Origin of the sequence: Streptomyces sp. NBC_00414, from assembly GCF_036038375.1 — a bacterium.
GTDB lineage: Bacteria > Actinomycetota > Actinomycetes > Streptomycetales > Streptomycetaceae > Streptomyces.
In genome coordinates, this window is record NZ_CP107935.1 from 6,529,925 (window position 1) to 6,550,901 (window position 20,977).

General features: G+C 71.6%; 16 protein-coding genes. 8 read left to right on the forward strand and 8 right to left on the reverse strand.

Annotated features, from left to right (window positions below; translation table 11 throughout):
• Positions 1-54: 54 nt before the first annotated feature.
• From OHS59_RS28425 to OHS59_RS28435, 3 genes are read right to left on the reverse strand one after another with little or no spacing between them, the layout of a single operon-like run.
• Positions 55-2,325, reverse strand: coding sequence for an ArnT family glycosyltransferase (locus OHS59_RS28425; RefSeq protein ID WP_328496186.1), 2,271 nt, complete (start codon positions 2,323-2,325; stop codon positions 55-57).
• A 51-nt stretch (positions 2,326-2,376) separates the two neighbouring features.
• Complete coding sequence (locus tag OHS59_RS28430) at positions 2,377-2,604, reverse strand: DUF397 domain-containing protein (protein ID WP_328496187.1); 228 nt, start codon at positions 2,602-2,604, stop codon at positions 2,377-2,379.
• Positions 2,597-3,391: a helix-turn-helix domain-containing protein gene (locus OHS59_RS28435; protein ID WP_328496188.1), complete on the reverse strand. Its 795-nt coding sequence runs from the start codon at positions 3,389-3,391 to the stop codon at positions 2,597-2,599. Before OHS59_RS28435 ends, OHS59_RS28430 begins: the two co-directional genes overlap by 8 nt.
• Positions 3,392-3,553: 162 nt before the next feature.
• Here OHS59_RS28435 and OHS59_RS28440 point away from each other — a divergent pair, with 162 nt between their 5' ends.
• From OHS59_RS28440 to OHS59_RS28470, 7 genes are all read left to right on the forward strand, one after another.
• Positions 3,554-3,889 carry a hypothetical protein gene (locus tag OHS59_RS28440; RefSeq protein WP_328496189.1) on the forward strand — a complete coding sequence of 112 codons (336 nt, stop codon included), beginning with the start codon at positions 3,554-3,556 and terminating at the stop codon, positions 3,887-3,889.
• A gap of 29 nt (positions 3,890-3,918) precedes the next feature.
• Complete coding sequence (locus OHS59_RS28445) at positions 3,919-4,221, forward strand: hypothetical protein (protein WP_328499402.1); 303 nt, start codon at positions 3,919-3,921, stop codon at positions 4,219-4,221.
• 63 nt (positions 4,222-4,284) lie between these two features.
• On the forward strand, positions 4,285-5,202 hold the full coding sequence (locus OHS59_RS28450; protein WP_328496190.1) for a serine hydrolase: 918 nt from the start codon (positions 4,285-4,287) through the stop codon (positions 5,200-5,202).
• Between the two features lie 113 nt (positions 5,203-5,315).
• A complete protein-coding gene (locus OHS59_RS28455; RefSeq protein ID WP_328496191.1) occupies positions 5,316-6,392 on the forward strand; it encodes an esterase-like activity of phytase family protein in 1,077 nt (358 codons plus the stop codon).
• Positions 6,393-6,487: 95 nt separating this feature from the next.
• Positions 6,488-10,219 carry an ABC transporter ATP-binding protein gene (locus OHS59_RS28460; RefSeq protein WP_328496192.1) on the forward strand — a complete coding sequence of 1,244 codons (3,732 nt, stop codon included), beginning with the start codon at positions 6,488-6,490 and terminating at the stop codon, positions 10,217-10,219.
• Between the two features lie 183 nt (positions 10,220-10,402).
• Positions 10,403-10,786 (forward strand): hypothetical protein, encoded by a 384-nt coding sequence (locus OHS59_RS28465; protein ID WP_443061515.1) that lies wholly within the window; start codon positions 10,403-10,405, stop codon positions 10,784-10,786.
• Positions 10,787-10,904: 118 nt separating this feature from the next.
• Positions 10,905-12,365, forward strand: coding sequence for a S28 family serine protease (locus OHS59_RS28470; protein ID WP_328496194.1), 1,461 nt, complete (start codon positions 10,905-10,907; stop codon positions 12,363-12,365).
• Between the two features lie 49 nt (positions 12,366-12,414).
• Here the strand turns inward: OHS59_RS28470 and OHS59_RS28475 are convergent, their stop codons facing one another.
• The 4 genes from OHS59_RS28475 to OHS59_RS28490 all read right to left on the reverse strand — a co-directional run bounded on the left by OHS59_RS28475 (position 12,415) and on the right by OHS59_RS28490 (position 17,534).
• A complete protein-coding gene (locus tag OHS59_RS28475; protein WP_328496195.1) occupies positions 12,415-13,068 on the reverse strand; it encodes a hypothetical protein in 654 nt (217 codons plus the stop codon).
• 160 nt (positions 13,069-13,228) lie between these two features.
• Positions 13,229-15,052 carry a glycoside hydrolase family 3 protein gene (locus tag OHS59_RS28480; protein ID WP_328496196.1) on the reverse strand — a complete coding sequence of 608 codons (1,824 nt, stop codon included), beginning with the start codon at positions 15,050-15,052 and terminating at the stop codon, positions 13,229-13,231.
• Between the two features lie 619 nt (positions 15,053-15,671).
• Positions 15,672-16,472, reverse strand: a complete 801-nt coding sequence (locus OHS59_RS28485) for a sugar phosphate isomerase/epimerase family protein (RefSeq protein WP_328496197.1) — start codon at positions 16,470-16,472, stop codon at positions 15,672-15,674.
• A 123-nt stretch (positions 16,473-16,595) separates the two neighbouring features.
• Positions 16,596-17,534, reverse strand: coding sequence for a bifunctional helix-turn-helix transcriptional regulator/GNAT family N-acetyltransferase (locus OHS59_RS28490; RefSeq protein ID WP_328496198.1), 939 nt, complete (start codon positions 17,532-17,534; stop codon positions 16,596-16,598).
• Between the two features lie 132 nt (positions 17,535-17,666).
• Here OHS59_RS28490 and OHS59_RS28495 point away from each other — a divergent pair, with 132 nt between their 5' ends.
• Positions 17,667-19,169, forward strand: a complete 1,503-nt coding sequence (locus tag OHS59_RS28495; RefSeq protein ID WP_328496199.1) for an oxidoreductase — start codon at positions 17,667-17,669, stop codon at positions 19,167-19,169.
• 343 nt (positions 19,170-19,512) lie between these two features.
• Here the strand turns inward: OHS59_RS28495 and OHS59_RS28500 are convergent, their stop codons facing one another.
• Positions 19,513-20,565, reverse strand: a complete 1,053-nt coding sequence (locus tag OHS59_RS28500) for a LacI family DNA-binding transcriptional regulator (RefSeq protein ID WP_328496200.1) — start codon at positions 20,563-20,565, stop codon at positions 19,513-19,515.
• Between the last annotated feature and the right edge of the window lie 412 nt (positions 20,566-20,977).

Here is a 20,977-nt window from a genome sequence, read left to right on the forward strand (position 1 = left end):
CGGTCCAGGGGCTGCGAAGCGCCAGGGTTTTCCCCAACTGGCTTAGGGGAGGCCCTAGTTGACGTCGGAAGCGTCGAGGCGGTAGAGCGACTGGGTGTTCTGCGAGTCGGCGGAGTCGGTGGACTTGGAGGAGCCGGAGGACCCCGAGGACTTGGCGGAGCCCGAGGATGCCGACGAGTCGTTGCTGTACTCGCTCGCCTTCACCGCCGTCGCGTGCTTCTGCACCCAGGCGGTCACCTCGGCGCTGACGCTGTCGGAGTCGCCGCCGCCCATGCCGCCGCCTCCGCCCATGCCTCCGCCGCCGAGCACGATGTAGTGCAGCTCGCCCTTCTTCACGAGCTCCTTCAGCTTGGCGAGGGTCATGGCCTTGTCGCTGCCGGACCAGCCCCACATGGAGATGACGGGCTGCTTCGTGCTGACGATCATCTGGGCGGCGCTCTGCGAACTGGACACCGCGACGAACCACTTGGCGCCGTCCCGGTGCTTCTCCAGATAGGAGGTCATGGCGCTGTCGGCGCCGCCACCCATGCCACCGCCGCCCATACCGCCGCCCGCGCCGCTCGGCGGGGTGTCGGTCTGACCGCCCTGCTCCTGGCCGGTCGGGGCGCCGCTGGGGGCTCCGCCGGGAGGTGTGCCCATCTGGCCGCCGCCCGGGGCCTCGCCACCGGCTTCCGCACCGCCCTGCTGGGCACCCTGCTGGCCGCCCTGTTGCTGGCCCCCGGGGGCCTGGCCGCCGCCGGGGAATCCACCCCGGCCGCCACCGCCACCGCCCCCTCCACCGGGTCCGCCGCCCATGCCGCCACCGGTGGTGGGGCCGGCCGTCGGGTTCGTACCGCTCATGCCGCCGCCCGAACTCGCGGGCACCGAGGCGGCGTAGGCCGCGGGCCCGGCGAGGGAGGCGACGACGGCCGCGGCCACGGCGCCGGTGAGGAAGCGCGCCCGGCGCCCGGAGCGGAAGAGGAACAGCCCGGCGATCGCCAGGACCATCACCACCGCGACGGCCGGCCACAGCCAGGTGTTCCAGCCGGTGGCGCGCCGCAGCAGGACGACGGCCCATACGCCGGTGGCGGCGAACGCCACGGGCAGCACCCAGGACCAGACCCCGGACCGGCGCTTGGCGTCACCCGTGCGGAAGGCGCGCAGCAGCATCGCCCCGCCGCCTCCGCACAGTGCCGCGATGCCGGGCGCGAGCGCGGTCGTGTAGTACGGGTGCATGGTGCCTTCGGCGAGGCTGAAGGTGAGGTAGTGCAGCACGGTCCAGCCGCCCCACAGGACCAGCGCGGCGCGCGTGAGATCCGTACGGGGGGCGCGTCCGCGCAGGACGAGGCCGCCGACGAGGGCGATTCCGGCGAAGGGCAGCAGCCAGGAGATCTGGCCGCCCAGCACCTCGTTGAACATCCGGCCGATCCCGGCGGTGCCGGAGAAGCCGCCTCCGCCGCCACCGCCTCCGCCACCGTTGCCGTCGCCGCCGAGGACCCGGCCGAGGCCGTTGTAGCCCATGATCAGGTCCCAGGCGCTGCCGTCCGTGGACCCGCCGATGTACGGGCGCTCGGAGGCGGGCACGAACGACACGGCGGCGGCCCACCAGAAGCTGGAGATCGCGAGGGCGACGGCGGCGACGGCGAGGTTGCGTACGCGACGGAGGAGGCCGCCCTGGGCCGCGTACAGGTACACGGCGAAGACGGCGGGCAGGGCGATGTAGCCCTGGAGCATCTTGGTGTTGAAGGCGAACCCGAAGCACACGGCCGCGCCGACGAGCGGCAGCAGCTTGCCGTTGCGGACGGCGCGCAGGGCGAGGGCGGCACCCCCGACCATGAGCAGGACCAGGAGGGTGTCGGGGTTGTTGTCGCGGTTGATGGCGACGGTGATCGGGGTGAGCGCGAGGACGAGCGCGGCGACGGCGGCCGGGCCGTGTCCCCAGAAGCGCTTGACCGAGGAGTGCAGGATCCAGATCGTGCCGAGGGCGGCGGCGACCAGCGGCAGCATCATCTGCCAGGTGCCGTACCCGAAGACGCGGCAGGACAGGCCCATCACCATCAGTACGAAGGGTGGCTTGTCCACGGTCATGAAGTTCCCGGCGTCCAGCGAGCCGAAGAACCAGGCCTTCCAGCTCTGCGTGCCGCTGAACACGGCGGCGCTGTAGAAGCTGTTCAGGCTGGACGAGGAGAGGTTCCAGGAGTACAGCACGCCGGCCAGGACGAGGATCGCGGCCAGCACGGGCAGCGACCAGCGGGGCGCCTTGTCCGGCCGCGCGACCGGCTCGGCGGGCTGCGGCGAGGCGATGGCCTCGGGGGCGTGGGGGTAGGGATCGGTGGCAGATGTCACGAGGTCATCGTGCGCGGCCGGATTTGGCGCGGGCTGTGCCCAACCTGGGCCTCACCTGTGAGCGGGGAAGCCTCCGGCTTTGACGGAGGTGATGAACGAGGCCCATCCGGGCGCCGGGATGAGCAGCACGGGCCCGTACGGGTTCTTGGAGTCCCGCACGGGAACCCCGGCCGGGTGGCCGTCGAGCACTTCCAGGCAACTGCCTGCCTCGGGGCCGCTGTAGGACGACTTGCGCCAGCTGTTCGCTATGACGCCGTCGGGAATGCTCTGGTCAGGCATCGTGTCCGAATTCCTTCGCTACCGCTTTCAGCACGGCGAGAGACTCCTTCAGTGACAGCGCGTCGCTCAGGGCCAGATGGTAGGCGCTCTGGAGCCGGGTGACCACGGTGGGAGAGTCGTGCAGTTTGCCCACCTGGACGCCTTCCGAGTACGCCACCGGCGGTTGGTCCTCGAACCACAACAGCGTGAGCATGCCCTGAAGCAACTGGTAGGCGCCGGCTCCGTACGGGACGACATGCACGCGTACTCGCCCGCTTTCCACCAGGCGGACCAGGTGGGTGAGTTGCTCCGCCATGACGTCCGGGCTGCCTACGACCCGGCGTAGGACCGCCTCGTCCAACAGCGCCCACACCGCCGGGGTCACCGGATCGTCGAGGATTTTCGCCCGCTCAAGGCGTGTGACAAGGCGCCTGTCACATTCCTTTTCACCCACCGGAGGGAACGACGTGCCCAGAACCGCACGTGCGTACCTTTCCGTCTGGAGGATGCCCGGGACGAACGACAGGGCGAACTCGCGGATCATCACCGCCTGTTGTTCGAGCAGGCGCGCCGCCTCGAAGTAGTCGGCGACCGCCGCGTCCTCCGCGGGCAAGAAGCTGCTCAGTACATTTCCCGTGTTCAGGACCCTGTCCAGGCGCCGCGCGTCCTCCTTCGACGGGATGCGGCGCCCCGCCTCGATGTGCGAGATGTGCGAACGCGTCATGACCGCCGCGTCCGCCAACTCCTGCTGCGTCAGCCCCGCCGTCTCGCGCTGCTGCTTGAGCCAGTCACCGTACGTGCTGGTCATGGCCACTCCTTTGTGACAAATGCCTGGTCACATCGCACCCCCTGGCGAGGCTAGCCGAGCACACGTCACGCTGTGACGAGTTCGCTACACACAGCGATACCCCCGCGGCCGAGCGACCGGTCCGGGGGCGTGGTCACCAACCGGCACAAGGAAGTTGATGACATGAAGCACCGTATCGGCCGGATCGTCGAGCCGCTGCTGCGATGGCTTTTTCCCGGCTCGGGGCGGCACCGGCTGGTAGCAGTCCAGGCGGCGTCCCGGCGCGGGCGGCATCGCGCCTCCGCAGGCGCGCAAGGGGCGACCACCCATCGCACCGGCTGCCCCCCTCTGCATGGCGAGGACCACGTGATGGTCCGCCCCTACCTCGTGGAGCACGAGCAGCATGTGCGCCGCGAGGAAGCGCGGCGGCAGCGGGCCCGCCGACGTGCCCTGTGGCTCGCCACGCGCGGCGTCGACATCGGGCCCCGGCTGATCCACGGCGTGGAGGTGTCCGCGTGACCGGCGACCGGACCGGAACGACCCCGTCGATGCGGCTGCTGCCGTGGGCCGGTGAGGAGGGCAAGCCCTGTTACCTCGTCGGGGACGGGACGGGCCCGCTCTCCCGGGCAGCCGACCGCATCGAGAGCGTGCAACTGGGGATGGCGGCCGAAATCCTCACCCACGCGGCCGATCTGCTCGCCGACCGCAGGGCCACCGCGGACCAACTCCGTTACCTGGCCGCCCGCTTGGCCGAAGCGCTGACAGACGTGCACCGCATCGCGGAGAGCCGGGGCGCCCGCCTCCCCGCACCCGTCCACGAGGATGCGTACAACTTCCAGCCACCCCGGTGAGTCAAGGGTGGCGAGTGCGCCGGGGGCGCACTCGCGCGTACTCAACGGGGATGGGAAGAATTCATGACTCACCGGATATCGCGGCGCAGCCGTGTGCTCTGCGCGGGCCTGGGCGCAGGCGTGCTCGTACCGCTGGCGGTGGCCGCGACACCGGCCGCCGCGGCCACGACTCCGCAGGTCACCTGCACGTCCAGCAAACCGGCCCTGGCGGTCAAGCTCCAGAAGGACATCACCACGGCCCTCGCGAACCGCAGAGGCGCGGTCGCCGTCGGCCTCCACGACCGTACGACCGACACCACCTGCACCCTGAGTCCGACCAAGGCCTACGATTCGGCCAGCGTCGTCAAGGTGACCGTCCTCGCCACGCTGCTCCGGGACGCCAAGAAGCACAACCGCTATCTCACCCAGCGCGAGGCCGACCTCTCCACGGCCATGATCACCAAGTCGGACAACGCGGCCACGACCAAGCTGTGGAACCAGCTCGGCGTCACCAAGATCAAGGGCTTCCTCGCCGCGGCCGGCATGACGCAGACCAAGCCGGGCGCGGACGGCTACTGGGGCCTCACCCAGATCACCGTCCGGGACGAGCAGAAGCTCCTCTCGCTCCTCACCGCCAAGAACACGGTCCTGAGCGACAACTCCCGCGCGTACGTGCTGAAGCTGATGAACAAGGTCATCTCCTCCCAGCGCTGGGGCACCCCCGCGGGAGCCCCCGCCTCCGTCTCGGTGCACGTCAAGAACGGCTGGCTCTCCCGCTCCACCCACGGCTGGCGCGTGCACAGCGTCGGCACCTTCAAGGGCGGCGGCCACGACTACACGATCTCGGTCCTCACCCAGGACAACAGCACGATGAACTACGGCGTCACCACGATCCAGGCCGTGGCCCGCGCCATCCACAAGGACCTCGTGCCGACCGCCGCTCGGCGCTACACGCCGACGACCACGCCGAAGGAGGCGTTCCCGGCGGTCCCGCCCGCCTGACCCGCCGGCCCGACCCCTCCTCCGGCGCTCACCGAAGAGGGCCGGAGGAGCCGCTGTCCGGAATTCACGGCCCGTACCCTCCCCCTCAACCGGCGTCCCCCTACCGTGACGCCATGCGTCTGAGATCCGTACTCGCCACCCTCACCGCCGGCCTGGCGGCAGCCACGTGTGTCACTGCCGCCGGGCCCGCCGGCGCCCTGAGCGGGACCGCCGACTCCCGCGGCGCCAACGCCTGTTCCCCCGCCGTCTCCATCGAGAGCTTCTCCGACGCCCTCGACAAGACGACGTACGAGGGCGCGTTCGTCGGCAACTTCTCCGCGCTGGCCGTGGACCGCGACGGGGCGATCGCCGCCCTGTCCGACCGGTCCTCCCTCTTCACCCTCGACCCGAAGACCCTGAGCCCGCGCTCCACGGTGCCGCTGGCCGACGAGAGCGGCGCCGCGCTGGACTCCGAGGGGCTCGTCGTCGACCGCGACAGCACCCGGCTGGTGTCGTCCGAGACCGAGCCGTCGGTACGCCGGTACGGCCGCGACGGCACCCTCCTCGGCCGCCTCCCCGTGCCGGACGCCCTGCGCGTCGCCCCGGCCGGCCGCGCCGCCTCGAACCAGACCTTCGAGGCGCTGACCCTCCTCCCCGGCGGCCGTACCCTGCTGGCAGGCATGGAGGGCTCCCTGTCCGGCGACACGGCGGGCATCGTGCGCCTCCAGACCTGGCAGCGCCAGAGCGGTCGGAGCAGCCGGAGCGACCAGCACAGCCATGGCCGCCGCGACTTCCGGCTCGGCGCCCAGTACGGGTACCGCACCGACACCGGCCTCGGGCTCGTCGAGGCCGCCGCGACCCCCGACGGCCGCCTCCTCGTCCTGGAGCGCGGCTTCACGGCGGGCGTCGGCAACACCGTCCGCCTCTATCTGGCCGACCTCCGCCACGCCACCGACACCACCCGCGTCGACACCCTGACCGGCCAGGACGGCGTACGCCTCGTCCGTAAGACCCTCCTCGCCGACATCGCGGACTGCCCCTCCCTCGGCGCCACCGCCAAGCAGCCCCAGCCCAATCCCCTCCTCGACAACATCGAGGGCATGGCCGTCACCGGCACCACCCGGGGCGCCCTGCGCGTCCTCCTCGTCAGCGACGACAACCAGGGCGCCACCCAGACCACCCGCTTCTACTCCCTCCGGGTGCGCCCCTGATTGTTGCGGAGGGATGAAATCCGGTTCCATCCGTGTTGGTGCCTTCCGGACGATCAGGACCGGCTGAGCGGCCGACGGACGGGAAGGCACCAGGAGTGACAACGCAGCGGGGATGGGCACGGCGGCTGGCCGGGTACGCGTGGCGGTACCCGAAGGACGTCGTGCTCTCACTGGGCGCCTCGCTCGCCGGCATGGCCGTCATGGCCCTCGTCCCCCTGATCACCAAGGTGATCATCGACGACGTGGTGGGGGACCACACCCGCGACATGGGCCCCTGGGCCGGCGCGCTCATCGGCGCCGGTGTCCTCGTCTACGTCCTCACCTACATCCGCCGCTACTACGGCGGACGTCTCGCGCTCGACGTCCAGCACGACCTGCGTACGGACATGTACGAGACGATCGTCCGCCTCGACGGCAGGCGCCAGGACGAGCTGTCGACCGGGCAGGTGGTGGGCCGCGCGACCAGCGACCTCCAGCTCATCCAGGGCCTGCTCTTCATGCTCCCGATGACCGTCGGCAACGTCCTGCTCTTCCTGATCTCGCTGGGGATCATGGCCTGGCTGTCGCTCCCGCTCACCCTGGTCGCGCTGGCCGTGGCCCCCGCCCTCTGGTTCATCGCCCGGCGCAGCCGCTCCAAGCTCCACCCGGCGACCTGGTACGCGCAGGCGCAGGCCGCCGCGGTGGCCGGTGTCGTCGACGGCGCCGTCAGCGGCGTACGGGTGGTGAAGGGCTTCGGGCAGGAGGACCAGGAGACCGGGAAGCTCCGGGAGATCGGGCGCCGCCTCTTCGCGGGGCGGATGCGGACCATCCGGCTCAATTCCAAGTACACGCCCGCGCTGCAGGCCGTTCCGGCGCTCGGCCAGGTCGCCATGCTGGCGCTCGGCGGCTGGCTCGCGGTGAAGGGCGAGGTCACCCTCGGTACGTTCGTCGCCTTCTCCTCCTATCTCGCCCAGCTCGTGGGGCCCGTGCGGATGCTCGCCATGGTCCTCACCGTCGGCCAGCAGGCCCGGGCCGGCGCCGAACGCGTCCTGGAGCTGATCGACACCCGGCCGTCGATGGAGGACGGCACCAAGGACCTCCCGGCCGACGCGCCCGCGACCGTCGAGTTCGACGGCGTGTCCTTCGGCTACGACGACGACCGCCCGGTCCTGGACGGCCTCAGCTTCGAGATCCGCTCCGGCGAGACCCTCGCCGTCGTCGGCTCCTCCGGCTCGGGAAAGTCCACGGTCTCGCTGCTCCTGCCCCGCTTCTACGACGTGTCCGGCGGCGCGGTCCTCATCGGCGGCCTCGACGTGCGCGAGCTGACCCTCGACTCGCTGCGGGCCGCGATCGGACTCGTACCCGAGGACTCCTTCCTCTTCTCCGACACCGTCGAGTCCAACATCGCGTACGGCCGCCCCGAGGCCACCCGCGAGGAGATCGAGACCGCCGCCCGGGCCGCCCAGGCGCACGGCTTCATCTCCGCGCTGCCCGACGGCTACGACACCAAGGTCGGCGAGCACGGCCTCACCCTCTCCGGCGGCCAGCGCCAGCGCGTCGCCCTGGCCCGCGCGATCCTCACCGACCCGCGCCTGCTGGTCCTCGACGACGCCACCTCCGCGGTCGACGCCGGCGTCGAGCACGAGATCCACGAGGCCCTGCGCGGTGTCATGGCGGGCCGCACCACCCTCCTCATCGCCCACCGCCGCTCCACCCTGAACCTCGCCGACCGCATCGCCGTCCTCGAAGACGGCCGCCTCGCCGACATCGGCACGCACGAGGAGCTGACCGAGCGCTCACCGCTCTACCGCCGCCTGCTCACCGACCCGGACGAGCTGGGCGGCACCTCGCCCGGCCACACCCCGCCGGTGTATCCGGCACAGGACACGTCCGTACGGGACGAGCTGGACGCGGAGTTCGACGCCGAGCGCGGGGTCACCCCGCACCTGTGGACCGGCGACCGCGAGCCCAAGGACACCGCGCTGGCCGGCATGCCCGCGACCCCCGGGCTCCTCGCCCAGGTCGAGGCACTGCCGCCCGCCACCGACACCCCCGCCATCGACGAGGCGCGCGCGGTCACCCCGGAGGAGTCCTACGGGCTGCGGCGCCTGCTGCGGGGCTTCGGGCTCCCGCTGCTCGTCAGCCTCGGTCTGGTCGCCGTCGACGCGGGCATGGGTCTGCTGCTGCCGGTCCTGATCCGGCACGGCATCGACGAGGGCGTCTCCGAGATGGCGATCGGCGGTGTGTGGGCGGCCTCGGTGATCGCCCTGATCAGCGTGTTCGTCCAGTGGGCGGCGCAGGTCGGCGAGACCCGGATGACCGGCCGCACGGGCGAACGGGTCCTGTACTCGCTCCGGCTGAAGATCTTCGCGCAGCTCCAGCGGCTCGGGCTCGACTACTACGAGCGCGAGCTGACCGGCCGGATCATGACCCGGATGACGACGGACGTGGACGCGCTGTCCACCTTCCTCCAGACCGGCCTGGTCACCGCCTTCGTCTCGGTCGTCACCTTCTTCGGCATCATGGCCGCGCTGCTCGTGATCGACGTACAGCTCGCGCTCGTCGTCTTCCTCACGCTGCCGCCGCTGATCATCGGCACGTTCTTCTTCCGCAGGTCCAGCGTGAAGGCGTACGAACTGGCCCGTGAGCGGGTGTCCGTGGTGAACGCGGACCTCCAGGAGTCGGTGTCGGGGCTGCGGATCCTCCAGGCGTTCCGCCGCGAGGGCTCGGGCGGCCGGCGCTTCGCGGAGGGCAGCGACAGCTACCGCCAGGCGCGCATCCGCGGGCAGTGGCTGATCTCGATCTACTTCCCGTTCGTACAGCTGCTGTCCTCGGTGGCCGCCGCCTCCGTGCTCGTCGTGGGCGCCGGGCGGGTCGACGCGGGCACCCTCACCACCGGCGCGCTGGTCGCGTACCTCCTCTACATCGACCTGTTCTTCGCCCCCGTGCAACAGCTCTCGCAGGTCTTCGACGGCTACCAGCAGGCGACCGTCTCCCTCGGCCGGATCCAGGAGCTGCTCCAGGAACCGACGTCGACGAAGGCCGCCGCCGAGCCCCTCGAGGTGCTCTCCCTGCGGGGCGAGATCGCCTTCGAGGACGTCGACTTCGCGTACGGCGGCTCCGGCGACCCGGACGCCGAGGCGGAGGAGGCGCTCAGTGCGGTGCGGCTGAGCATCCCCGCCGGGCAGACCGTCGCGTTCGTCGGCGAGACCGGCGCGGGCAAGTCGACCCTCGTCAAGCTGGTGGCCCGCTTCTACGACCCGACCGGCGGCCGGGTCACGGTCGACGGCACGGATCTGCGCTCGCTCGACCTGACCTCGTACCGGCACCGGCTCGGTGTCGTCCCGCAGGAGGCGTACCTCTTCCAGGGCACCGTCCGGGACGCCATCGCCTACGGCCGCCCCGACGCCACCGACGCCCAGGTGGAGGCGGCGGCCCGCGCGGTCGGCGCCCACGACATGATCGCCACCCTGGACGGCGGCTACCTCCACGAGGTCGCCGAGCGCGGCCGCAACCTCTCCGCCGGACAGCGCCAGCTGATCGCGCTGGCCCGCGCCGAGCTGGTCGACCCGGACATCCTGCTCCTCGACGAGGCCACCGCGGCGCTCGACCTGGCCACCGAGGGCCTGGTCAACCAGGCCACCGACCGCATCGCGGGCCGCCGCACCACCCTGGTCGTCGCCCACCGGCTGACCACGGCCGCCCGGGCGGACCGGGTCGTGGTGATGGCCGACGGCCGGGTCGCGGAGGACGGCACGCACGACGAACTGCTCGCACGGGACGGCCGGTACGCGCGGCTGTGGCGGACGTTCGCGGGGGAGCCGGACCCGGTCCGCAGCGTGACCTGACGGCCCCGGCCGCACTTCGAACACGCTCCGACCGCACTCCGACACGGCCCGGGTACGCCACGAACACGCAGAAAAGCCGCAACCGACGGGTAGGGCAACCGTTCGACGTACGCCATGCGTCCGTACAGCAGTACGTCGAAGCAGTACGTCAGTCGCCGGGGCCGTGGAGGGACACCAGTGGACATGGGTGCGATACGCCGACGCCTCACGCTCGGTACGGCCGTGCTGACGGCGTCCGGGCTGCTGGTGCTCGCGGGCCCGGTGGGCGAGGCCTCGGCGGGGGCGCCGTGCGCCGGGCGGAAGGTACGCACACTGCCCTTCTCCACCGGTCATGTGGACGTCCACAAGAAGAGCGGTTACGTGTGCGCGGTGACCTATGCCAAGAAGGTGGGCGCCCGCCGCTACATGATGGTGAGCGTGCAGGCCCGGGGGAGCGAGCGGGTGCCGAACGCGGGCCGGTTCGTGCGGTACGCGGGTCCGGTGCGGGTGCACGCCGGCCATCGCTGCGTACGGATCAAGGGGGCCGTCGGCTCGGGCTCGGTCAGCACGGGCTGGATCCTCTGCTGAACCCCCGAGTCGTGCAGTCTTCGTACCGACCTGACGGTAATGTCCACAACATCCCCTGGTGCGACAGCTGTTGCTCCGCTAGGTTCCGGCGGACATCTGCGTATTCAGGGGAGAACGCATGCGCAAGACGCTCAGATGGCTGTTGTCTCTCACGGTGCTCATAGGCACCGTGAGCACGGCCGGGGCGGCCACCGCCGCCCAGCCGGACGCCACCGGCACCATCACCGGATCCACACTCGTCACGGACGAGGCCGCGGACATCAAGGACCGGCTCCTCGCGATACCGGGCATGAGCCTGATCGAGGAGAAGCCCTACACGGGCTACCGCTTCTTCGTCCTCAACTACACCCAGCCGGTCGACCACCGGCACCCGTCCAAGGGCACCTTCCAGCAGCGCATCACCGTGCTGCACAAGGACACCGCCCGCCCGACGGTCTTCTACACCGGCGGCTACAACGTCTCCACGACGCCGAGCCGCCGCGAGCCGACCCAGATCGTGGACGGCAACCAGATCTCGATGGAGTACCGCTACTTCACTCCGTCCCGGCCCGCGCCGGCCGACTGGTCGAAGCTCGACATCTGGCAGGCGGCCAGCGACCAGCACCGCATCTTCAAGGCCCTCAAGCCGGTCTACGACAAGAAGTGGGTCTCCACCGGCGGTTCGAAGGGCGGCATGACCGCCACCTACTTCGAGCGCTTCTACCCGCGTGACATGGACGGCGTCGTCGCGTACGTCGCCCCCAACGACGTGGTGAACAAGGAGGACTCGGCGTACGACCGGTTCTTCGCGAAGGTCGGCACCAAGGAGTGCCGCACCCGGCTGAACGCCGTGCAGCGCGAGGCACTCGTCCGCCGTACCGCGCTGGAGAAGAAGTACAAGGACGTGGCCGCCGCCGAGGGCTACACCTTCAACACCATCGGCAGCCTGGACAAGGCGTACGAGGCGGTCGTCCTCGACTACGTGTGGGGCTTCTGGCAGTACAGCCTGCTCGCCGACTGCGACACGATCCCGGCGGACGCGAAGAACGCGACGGACGACGAGATCTGGACGTCGATCGACACCATCTCCGGCTTCTCGTTCTACACGGACCAGGGACTGTCGCCCTACACGCCGTACTACTACCAGGCGGGCACGCAGCTCGGCGCGCCGACGATCAACTTCCCGCACATCGAGAAGAAGTACATCCGCTACGGCTACCAGCCGCCGCGGAACTTCGTGCCGCGCGACATCGAGATGAAGTTCCAGCCCGGTGTCATGCGTGACGTCGACTCCTGGGTCAAGCACAACGCGAACCGGATGCTGTTCGTGTACGGGCAGAACGACCCGTGGGGTGCCGAGCCGTTCAGTGTCGGCAAGGGTGCCCGTGACTCGTACGTCTTCACGGCCCCGGGTCTGAACCACGGCGCCAACGTCGCGGGTCTCGTCCCCGAGCAGAAGGCCCTCGCCACGGCCCGCATCCTGCAGTGGGCGGGCGTCGCCCCGGCCGCGGTCCAGGCGGACCCGCAGAAGGCGAAGCCGCTGGCCAAGTACGACTCGAAGCTGGACAAGCGCACGGTCGAGCGCCAGCTCCGTCCGTAGCGGTCCCGGCCGCACCTCCGGTGCCGCGCCCGTCCGTCGAGCCCCCGGGTCACGAACCCCCGGGCGGCAGCGGGCGGGCGCAGCCCACCGGCATCGGCCCGCCGAGCTCGACGTACAGCTCGGTCGAGGCGGGGCAGCCGGAGCGCTTCTCCACGGCCGCGGTCACCTTGTACTCGGGGGCCTTCTCGCCCTCGCTGTCGCACGACGTCTCGCGGACCTCGCCCGCACCCGCGCTGTGGACGCAGTCGCCGACGATGGTGCGGGGGCCTCCGCCGCCGCCCGGGTCGCCGGGGTGCGGGGCCTCCAGGTTGCGCATACAGGCGTAGCCCTGCGGGACCGCGCCGTCGCCGTCCTCGTCGGCTGAGGGCTTCTGCTCACTGATGTGCAGTACGAAGTCCGTCGTGGCGGGGCAGGGCGGCCCCACCTTGCCGTCGTGCCGCGCGACCACCCGCGCCGCCGCCCGCTCGCTGGTGCACGGCACCTCGGTGAACGACTCGCGCCCGAACGAACTGCACTCGTCGATCCCGAGGAACACCACCCCGTACCCCGAGGCCCGGGTGGGGGCCGGGGCCGTCTCCCGCGTGTCGTCGTCGGACCCCGACGCGAGCCGGCATCCCGAGAGAGCCGCCGACAGCAGCAGCAGCGAGCCCACCACTCCCGCGAACCCCGCACGGTGTGCGCCCACGCCTCGTGCCTCGCGCATGACTCCCCCCGATCCCCCCGCCCAGCGTGACCCGCCACGGCGGGCCCCGCCAGGCGTGCGGGATGCTTTGCGTCACTTGGGGGTGGTGCGCGGGGAGCGCGTCGTAGACCGGATACGCCGGACCCGTACGCGCGCCCCGTACATCGGAGCCGGACAGGGCCTAGTACCTCAGGCCGTGTCCCACGGGGTACAGCACCCGCGTCGGATCGTCCGCGCGCTGCACCGGCACCGGCAACCTGCCGGTCGGGCCGACCCTGCCCGCCACCACCCGGACCGCGGCGCGCAGTTCGACGTCCGTCCAGGAGTACGACGCCAAGCAGGCCTTGACGCCCGGTAGTTGGGCCACGTCGTACGGATTGCGGATGGCGAGCGCGACCACCGGGCGGCCGGTCGCCAGCAGTTGGTCGACGAGGGTGCGCTGGCTGGAAGAGGCGGTGACGTTGTACGTCCCCACCAGCACCGCGTCCACGTCCTGGGCCGCCGCGACGGCCTTCGCGACGGTCGCGGCCGAGGGCGCCGTGCCCGTGGACAGCACCGTCGCGGTGAACCCCAGTTCGGTGAGCGCGTTCGCCAGCACGGTCGTGGGCGGGCCGGTGGTGCCGGACGGCGAGGCCGGGTCGGCGCCGACGACGAGCACCTTCGGATGCGTACGCCGGGACAGCGGCAGCAGCCCGCCGGAGTTGACCAGCAGAGTCGTGGTCCGTTCGGCGATACGGTCGGCGGACTTGAGATGCGACGCGATCCCGACCGTACGGTCCACACCCCGCGCCGTGACGTACGGATCCTTCAGCAGCCCCAGTTTCGCCTTCAGCCGCAGGACGCGCAGGATCGACTCGTCGAGGCGGGCCTCCGTCAGCTCGCCGCCTCGGACGGCCTGGAGGACCGCGTTCCAGGCGATGTCCAGCTTCGGCGGGTTGAGGAGCTGGTCGACACCGGCCTTCAGGGCGAGCACGGGCACGCGGTCGTCGCCGTACTTCGTGCGGACGCCCTCCATGCCGAGGGAATCCGTCACCACGACCCCGTCGTAGCCGAGCCGCTCGCGCAGGATGCCGGTGAGGATCGGGCGCGAGAGGGTGGCCGGGTCGCCGGCCGGGTCGAGCGCCGGGACCATGATGTGCGCGGTCATGATCGAGTCGATGCCGGCGGCGATCGCGGCCCTGAACGGGGGCGCGTCCAGCTCGGCCCACTGCGCCTCGGTGTGCTCGATGACCGGGAAGCCGTAGTGGCTGTCCGTCTCGGTGTCGCCGTGCCCCGGGAAGTGCTTGGAGGTGGCCGCGACCCCGGCGCTCTGATAGCCCTTCACCTGGGCGGCGACCAGGCCCGCCACGGCCTCGGGGTCGGCGCCGAAGGAGCGCACGCCGATGACCGGGTTGGCCGGGTTCACGTTCACGTCGGCGACCGGCGCGTAGTCCTGGAGGATGCCCATCGCGCGCAGCTCGTCGCCGCCGATCCGCCCTGCGGTACGGGCGTCGGTGCGTGAGCCTCCGGCGCCGAGTGCCATCGCGCCGGGGAAGAGCGTCGCGGGAATGCCCACCCGAGCGACTATCCCGTGCTCCTGGTCGGTGGAGATGAGCACGGGGAGGCCCCGGGGCTGTGCCAGCGAGGCCTTCTGGATGCCGTTGCTCAGCTCCGCGATCTGGTGCGGCTCACGGGTGTTGTGCGCCCACCCGAAGTAGATGATCCCGCCGACCCGGTACTTCGCGATCAGCTCGGCCGCCGTCCGTACGCCGATCTCCGCGAGGTTGGCGTCGATGTCGGCCTGGTCGGGCGCGGTCGCCGAGTGCCCGTACACCCGCATGACGAAGAGCTGCCCGACCTTCTCTTCGAGCGTCATACGGGAGATGAGGGCCCGGAGCCGCTTGTCGTCACGCTTCGATGCGGTGCCGCTGCCGGTGCCGGCCAGTGCGGGGGTGGCGCCGACGCCGGCGACGGCCGCCGCCGCGCCCGCGGTCGCCGCGAGCAGCGTACGTCTGGAGGTGTGCACGTGCGCTCCTTCCGGGAGAGGGCCCGAAGGACCCGTGGAGGGGCGAGTATGAAGGAAACTGCCAAGGAGTCACGGATATCCGGGAAATTTCTGCCAGTCAATAGCGCGGACAGAGGACACCGTGGGGTGTGGCGGGGTTCGCGTGGGGGAGGGGCCGCCACCGGCGCTGTTGGAGGGGGGCGCGCCGGTGACGGCGTGCTGCCGGCCGCAGGCGGCGGAGAGGGTGGTCAGCATTCGCAGCCAGCAGCGAGGCCGACACCGCACCGCGGAGACTCTCCGGCAGCATGCGAATTGGACGAGGGCTGGCGGGAATGGGTTCCCCGGATTTCGTTGATTCCCGTAAGTCGGTACGAGAGCGGACGCGAGTGCGCCCCGTGGTCCACGGGGCACGCTTTCGGGCCCCGCCGTCTCCAGGGGCGAGCCCTTCCCACTCCCTGCGGCCCGGTGGAGGTGGGCCGCGCAGTTCCCCGCGCCCCTAAAGGATTGCGCCGTTCCCCGCGCCCCTGAGGGGTCGGGGTCCGCCGTCTTTGGGGGCGCGGGGAACGGCGCGGCCGGCCTCGACGGGCCTGCACCTGCCCATCGCCGGACGGCCCGAGCCCCCGTCCCGCGCGGCCCGCGCCTACGCCGCGTCGTTCAGCAGGCGGGCCAGGTAGTCGCGGCCCTCGCCCAGCAGGCCCTCAAGCGGCGCGGCCCCCTCGTACCACCGCTTCTCGTACTCCCAGCACAGCCACCCGTCCCACCCCTCCCGGGAGAGCAGGTCGACGCACTCGGTGAGCGGCAGGACCCCCGCACCGAGCGGCAGCGGAGTCGTGTCGTCCGGGGACGCGATGTCCTTGACCTGGACGTAGCCGAGGAACGGCGAGAGCGCCGCATAACTGGCGGAGGGCTGCTCGCCACCGAGCCACGTGTGCATGACGTCCCAGAGCGCCCCCACCTGCCGGTGCCCGACGAGACCGAGGACACGGATCGCGTCGGCGCCCGTGCGATGCGAGTCATGGGTCTCCAGCAGGATCCGTACACCCAGGTCCGCGGCGTACTCGGCCGCCGTGCCCAGCCGGCGGGCGGCCGTCGCGTCGGCCTCCTCGGGGCTCTGGTCGGAGCCGCCGCCGGGGAAGACCCGGACGAAGGGCGCGCCCAGATCCCGGGCCAGGCCGAGGAGTTCGCGGATCTCGTCGATCACGGGCTCGTCGGCGCCCGGCGCCGCCACGCGCGCGTACCCGGCCAGGCCCAGGATCTCGACGCCCGCCGTCTTGAACTCGGCGGCCACGTCGGCCCGTGCTGTGAGATCGAGACCGGTGTGCACGGGCTCCTCGGGATGCGCGCGCAGCTCGACCCCGTGATAGCCGTGGGTGACGGCGAGCCGCAGCACGTCGCTGATCGGGAGTCCGGGTACACCGAGGGTGGAGAAGGCCAGTTTCACGAAATCGCACCTTCGTCGTCGAGTTCCGGGCGCGGGTATTTCCGGCCGGGGGTCCCGGGAGCCCCCGGGACGGCACCGCATGAAACGGACCCTACCCGCCGCTCGCGTTCTCTCACTTCTGTGTCACTCCTGTGTGCCGTGCAGGTCCAGACGCCAGTCCTGGCCGATCAGATCGGCGCCGAAGGAGCGGTGCGGTTTCTCGTCGAGGAGGACGAATCCATGGCGCTGGTAGATGCGGCGGGCGGCGGACAGCACGTCGTTCGTCCACAGGAGCACCTCGCGGTAGCCGACGCCCCGGGCGAACTCGACGCAGGCGCCCACCAGCCGGTCACCGATGCCGAGCCCGCGCGCGTCCGGCTCGACGAGCAGCAGGCGCAGCCGGGCGGCGCCGGGCGCCTCGTCCCGTACGCACATCACGCAGCCCGTCGGGCGGCCGTCCAGCTCTGCGATCCACACCCGCTCCAGATGCGGGTCGTGGTCCTCGGCGAAGTCGGCGACGATCCGGGCGACCAGACCCTCGTAGTCCGTGTTCCAGCCGTACTCGGCGGTGTAGAGCGCCGCGTTGCGCTGCACGATCCAGCCGAGGTCGCCCGGGCCCGGCGTGCGCAGCAGGACGTCCTCGCGGCGCGGGGGCCGGCGCCGGCCGTCGGAGAGGATCTCGCGGATGTCCCGCATCGCCCCGGCGAGCCGGGGCCGGTCCTCGGGCGGCACGGTGGAGAGCAGTGAGCCGACCGCTTCCCGCGACCGCTCGTCCAGCAGGTCGGCGGTCCCTCGGCCACGGTCCGTGAGCGTGACCCTGCGGCGCCGGGTGTCCTTCTCCGAAGGAGCCCGCTCGATCAGCCCGTCCTTCTCGAACTTCGCCAGCAGCCTGCTCAAGTACCCGGAGTCCAGGCAGAGTTCGGTACGGAGGTCGGCGGCGTCCGTACGAGGGGAGTGGGCGAGCTCGTACAGCACGCGGGACTCCGTGAGCGTGTACGGCGCGTGCAGTTGGCGGCTGTAGTCCAGCGCGCCGATGAGGTTCGTGTAGAAGCGGTTGAAGGCGCGGATCTCCTGGACGGTCATGACACGCGACACCTGCCTCGCAGTGACGATAGGCGAAGATAGCTGACTCAGTCAGAGATTATGCCTGCCGTGGGCAGTTTTCGACACGGCTTTCACCGGTTTCCGGCACGACGGCCCGGATAGCCTTCCGAGGTGCTGCAGTACGACGATCTGACACCTCCGGAACGTGCCGTCTGGGATGCCTTTCCCGAGGGCCTGCTCGTGGACCTGCGCAGCGGGGCCGCCGAGGAGGACGACGCCGTCGGCGGCCCGGCGTGGGGCCCCGGGCGCACGGTCAGGGCCGAGGTCCTGGCCGCCCTGCTGCTGGGGGCGAACTCCGTCCGGCCGGGAGCCGTCGCGGCCCTGAACCTCACCGGCGCGCGGATCGTCGGCCGCCTCGACCTGGCGGGCGGCGACATCGCCCACACGGTCCAGCTCGCGTCGTGCAGGCTGGAGGAGACCGTGAACCTGCGCGGCAGCGCCACCCGCACGATCCGGATGACGGACTGCCGGGTGCTGGACGTCAAGGCGCAGATGGCCCGGATCGAAGGCCGCCTGGACCTGAGCGGAACGACCCTGCGGGGCGGCCGGCTCGCGCTCACCAACGCCCATGTCTCCGGGGAACTGGACCTGAACGGGGCGACGCTGGAGTCCGACGGCAAGTGGGCCCTGTTCGCCGGCGGGCTCGTCATGGAGGGCGCGGTGTTCTGCAGCAGGGGGTTCTCCGCCAGGGGAGGGCTGCGGCTGCTGGGGGCCCAGCTGTCCGGCGGCCTCTTCCTGGCCGGAGCGCGGCTGGAGAACCCGGCGGGCGAGGTGCTGCTCGCCGACACCGCCACCGTGACGACGCTGGAGCTGACCGACGGTTTCAGCACCACAGGTGTGGTCCGGCTGCGTGGCGCGCACGTCACCAACCGGCTGTCGCTGCGGGGCGCCGCCCTCGGTGAAGCGGGCGCCGCCCTGGACCTCGCCCGGCTGCAGGTCGCCGAGCTGGATCTCACGCCCGCGGTCGCCCCGCCCGGCGGCATCGACCTGCGCAGCGCACGCGTCGAGGTCCTGCGCGACAACGAGACCGCCCGGACCGCACGCGTACGGCTGGAGGGCCTGGTCTACACCTCCCTGCACGCGGACGACGCGCCGTCCGCGGGGCTCGGCGAACGCGTCGGGGCAGCCCGCAGGGTCGCGTGGATCCGCCGCTCACCCGGCTACAGCCCGCAGCCGTACGAGCAACTCGCCGGCTGGTACCGCCTCATCGGCCACGACGACGACGCCCGCCTGGTGCTGCTGGAGAAGCAGCGGCACCGGCGCGGCACCCTCCACCCCGTCGCCCGGATCTGGGGCCGTGTCTTCGACGCCACGGTCGGCTACGGCTACCGCCCCTGGCGGGCGGGCGGCTGGCTGATCCTGCTGTCGCTGATCGGGACGCTGGTCTTCGGCGCCCACACGCCCGTACCGAACAAGCAGGGTGAGGGGCCGCCGTTCAGCGCCCTGGCCTACACGCTGGACCTGCTGATCCCGATCGGCGGATTCGGCCAGCGCGGGGCCTGGCACTGGAAGGACCCCGGCGTCATGGGACTCTCGTACGCGCTGATCGCCGCGGGCTGGCTGCTGACCACCGCGGTGGTCGCGGGCGTCACCCGCTCCCTCAACAAGACCTGACCCCCGACCACGGACCGGCGGGGCCCGACCCCGGCCGCGGGTATGTCGTGGTCACCCGCGCCGTTCCCCGCGCCCTTGAAAGCGGCCCGGTCTCGGCTGCGGGCCCGTCGTGGTTGCTCGCGCCGTTCCTCGCGCCCCCGAAGGGGCACGGCGACACCGGCCCGCTTCCAGGGGCGCGGGGAACGGCGCAATCTTTTTTGGGGGCGCAGTCCCCAGGGGCGCGGGGAACGGCGCGCTCGGCCCCCACCCGGCCGCAGACGAAGACCCGGCAAACAGGCCACCCACCCAGGGGCGCGAGGAACTGCGCAACCCGCCCCCACCGGCCCGCAGGCGGAGAAACCCCCTAAGCCCCCTTCGGCACCCCCGTAGACCCCCGCACCATCAACTCCCCCCGAATCGTGGCGATCCCCCCGGGCGGAACCTCCTCCCGCCCCATGGCGATCCGCCCCGCCCGACCCCCCGCGTCAGCCAGCGGCAACCGCACGGTAGTCAGCGCCGGCACCGCGTCGATGCTGAAGGGCAGATCGTCGAAGCCGACGACGGACACGTCGTCAGGAATGCGCAGACCCGAGTCGCGCAGAGCCGCACACGCCCCCAGCGCGACCGTGTCGTTGGCGGCCACGACAGCCGTCAGGTCCGGTTCACGGCGGAGGAGTTCGAGCGTCGCCTCGTACCCCGCCCGCCGGTCGTACCGCCCATGGACGGTACGGCCGGGATCGTCCGCGATGCCGTGCGCGGCGAGCGCGTCCCGGTGCCCCTCCAGCCGGTGCCGCGTGGTCGTCCGCTCCTCCGGCCCCGCGATGTACCCCATGCGCCGGTGCCCGAGCCCGATCAGATGCTCGGTGAGCTGCTTCCCGCCGCCCCGGTTGTCGAAGGTGAGGGCCACCGCCTCGGTGTCCGCCGGCGCGGGGGGCCGCCCGCACAGCACCACCCGGGTCCCCGCCTCACCGAGCTTGCGCAGCTTCGTCGCCACGGCCGTGGCGTGCGCGGTGTTCTCCACGGCCCCGCCCGTCAGGACCACCGCGGCCGCGCGCTGGCGCTGAAGGAGCGTGAGGTAGGTGAGTTCGCGCTCCGGAGAGCCGCCGGTGTTGCACACCACGGCGAGCCGCTCCCCGCCCGCCCGGCCGCCGGGGCCCCCGATCTCGGACTGGATCGCCCCCGCCATGATCCCGAAGAACGGGTCGGCGATGTCGTTGACCAGGATCCCGACCAGGTCGGAGGTGGCGGCCGCGAGCGCGCTCGCGGGGCCGTTCAGTACGTAGTCCAGTTCGTCCACGGCCCGCAGCACCCGTTCACGGGTGGAGGCCGCCACGGGGTAGTTCCCGTTCAGCACGCGCGACACCGTCGCGGGCGAGACCTGCGCGCGGGCCGCCACGTCCGCCAGGGTCACCGTCATTTCGTTGTCCTCCGGTCGCGCATCTCGTCGTCGTCCTCAGAGCCGTATCCCAGCCGTACCACCGCGGTGCCGTACCACCGCAATGCCGTGCCACCGCGGTTCCGTATCCCCGCAATGGCACCGCAGTGCCGTATCCCCGCAGTGCCGTATCTCCGCAGTGCCGTATCTCCGCAGTGCCGTCCGCTCCACTGCCGTACCGCTTCACCCTCGGCGCCGCACCCCCGCCCCGAGTGGTGCAGACCTTACGGTCAGGGGGCGACGCGGCCCGCACGGCCCCGGGCTCGTGCAGACCCTATGGCCGCGAGCCCGTTCTGTTCGCCCCCTCGAACAACTCGTAACCCCCGCGGTCTTGTCCGATCCGCTGCACAGAGGCTAGCTTCTCCTTACATAGAAAGCGCTTGCTGCAACGCTC

Coding starts and splice junctions, on each gene's coding strand:
- OHS59_RS28430 (WP_328496187.1), bottom strand. CDS start 2,604: ATGCCTGACCAGAGCATTCCCGACGGCGTCATAGCGAACAGCTGGCGC.
- OHS59_RS28435 (WP_328496188.1), bottom strand. CDS start 3,391: ATGACCAGCACGTACGGTGACTGGCTCAAGCAGCAGCGCGAGACGGCG.
- OHS59_RS28440 (WP_328496189.1), top strand. CDS start 3,554: ATGAAGCACCGTATCGGCCGGATCGTCGAGCCGCTGCTGCGATGGCTT.
- OHS59_RS28445 (WP_328499402.1), top strand. CDS start 3,919: ATGCGGCTGCTGCCGTGGGCCGGTGAGGAGGGCAAGCCCTGTTACCTC.
- OHS59_RS28450 (WP_328496190.1), top strand. CDS start 4,285: ATGACTCACCGGATATCGCGGCGCAGCCGTGTGCTCTGCGCGGGCCTG.
- OHS59_RS28455 (WP_328496191.1), top strand. CDS start 5,316: ATGCGTCTGAGATCCGTACTCGCCACCCTCACCGCCGGCCTGGCGGCA.
- OHS59_RS28465 (WP_443061515.1), top strand. CDS start 10,403: ATGGGTGCGATACGCCGACGCCTCACGCTCGGTACGGCCGTGCTGACG.
- OHS59_RS28470 (WP_328496194.1), top strand. CDS start 10,905: ATGCGCAAGACGCTCAGATGGCTGTTGTCTCTCACGGTGCTCATAGGC.
- OHS59_RS28475 (WP_328496195.1), bottom strand. CDS start 13,068: ATGCGCGAGGCACGAGGCGTGGGCGCACACCGTGCGGGGTTCGCGGGA.
- OHS59_RS28490 (WP_328496198.1), bottom strand. CDS start 17,534: ATGACCGTCCAGGAGATCCGCGCCTTCAACCGCTTCTACACGAACCTC.
- OHS59_RS28500 (WP_328496200.1), bottom strand. CDS start 20,565: ATGACGGTGACCCTGGCGGACGTGGCGGCCCGCGCGCAGGTCTCGCCC.